This window comes from Arthrobacter sp. 05N428_2, assembly GCF_056397065.1.
On sequence record NZ_JBFTMR010000035.1, the window covers coordinates 1 to 1828 of the forward strand.

The 1828-nt window shown below is 62.0% G+C and carries 2 protein-coding genes; both read left to right on the top strand.

The features are described from left to right. A partial coding sequence (locus AC1DGI_RS18175; RefSeq protein WP_476899833.1) for a hypothetical protein occupies positions 1–135 on the top strand: 135 nt, incomplete at its 5' end. Between the two features lie 208 nt (positions 136–343). Then, positions 344–1828 (top strand): M12 family metallo-peptidase (locus tag AC1DGI_RS18180; protein ID WP_476899832.1); only part of this gene is annotated, 1485 nt, incomplete at its 3' end.

Here is a 1828-nt window from a genome sequence, read left to right on the forward strand (position 1 = left end):
AACGGCTACGAAACCGGACGCCTCGGCTACCCCACCGGACCACAAACCTGCACCCCCGCAGCCGACAACTGCACCCAGACCTACCAAAACGGAAAAATCACATGGACCCCCACCCGCGGCGCCTACCTCAACTAACCCCCGAAACAACAGACACCACAACCGGCCACCAAATCCCCTGTTCAGCGCAGGAGTCGCGCAGATTTAGCGCAGTACACGCCGCGTCGGTGTAAGTCACGCGCAGGTTCAGCCCTTTGGGGCCAATCGGCCGTTTAGAAGCCCCGAAGTTACATACATTTCCCGGTCGGCAGCACAACTCAAGGCGCCGCGTTCTATGAAGGAACCAATGAACCTCAAACGGATGTTGGCAGTCGTAGTCTCTGCCCTGCTCCTTTCAGCGGCGTCGGTTAACGCGGCCCCGGCTGCTCAAGCCAGCACAGCGCCTCTGTCCGGTGCGCGGCACATGACGCAAGCCTCGACGCCGACGCCGTCCCCAGCGGCGCCTGCGGCTACTGCCGCTGCATCGCCGACCGGACAGGTGCCGCCGACGCAGCCAGCAGCGGAAGACCTCGGTGGTGTGCCCACTTCGGCCCACACTTTTGAAACTCCGCCGGCCGAAGGAAACAAGGGCGCGACGAAGCCCAGCCTGAGCACAGAGGCCTACTCAGTGGCGCGCACCGGCGACATCAAAGTCCGCCTGGTAACCGTCCAGCTAACCGATGTCAAGGCGACCATTCCCATGGGCAGCGCCATAGATGCAGTCCAGACGACGAGCAATTACTGGCGGACCATGTCCAACAACAGACTGTCCATGAGCGTGGCAAGCACGGAAACGTTCAACAGCCGCAGCGCTTCCTCGCGGCAGAGCTACTCCGACATGATGAACACCATCACGAATGAACTCGGTTGGGTACCGGGTTCCTACACGGCTCTGGTGGTCTTCGTCTCGACGCCGACTTTGTCCTCTGGCGCTTTCGGGGCTGGCTGGAGCTACAACGGAACCAGCGGACGCGTGATCATGCCGATGCCTGCATCGTTGACCAAGAGCGTCCTGACACACGAGTTCGGCCATGTTCTGGGCCTGATGCACGCCAATAGCCTGGAATGTGGAAGCGGTGCCCAAGATGTAGCCACGAACCCTGACGGCTCATTTGCCGACGGCACCTGCAGCATCCGCGAGTACGGCGACACCATGGACCTCATGGGCGCATCACAGAGTAGCCAGCCGACCATCAGCTCGACTCTATGGGACTTCGGGGGGTTTGGTCGAGGCGACGAGATCCTCAACGTGGGCAAGGCAAGCGGCAGCCAAAGTTTCACCCTGACCGCGTGGGCAGGCACCGCAGCGAACCGCGCAGTGAAGTTCACAGATCCCGTCAGCGGGGAGATCTACTACCTGGAGTTGCGGCTTCCGGTTGGCTACGACACTGCCACGGCTGTCAACGGCAATCGTGGCGTCAAGATCGTCCAGCAGTTCGGCGCGGGCTCGCTGATCCTCATGCCTGACTCCACACACTTCGCAGGTTTTTACAGCACCCACCACGCCTGGCAGGCCGGTCAGACTTTCACTACGCACGCGGGTACCCGCGTATCGATTGACTGGATCACCAACACCGCTGCAGGCGTCACCATCGAATCCACTCCTGCTGCCGCCAGCCAGGCCATAGCGGCACTGGCAACGTCGACGGCGGCGTTGGGGTCTAAGACGTCGGAAATCACGTGCGGGTTGCGGGATGGGGGCTGTTATCAGCTGTTCCAGAACGGTGCCGTGATCTGGTCCTCGAACACGGGCGCGCAGCCCAGCTTGTACGGACCGGTCCGGGACGCCTGG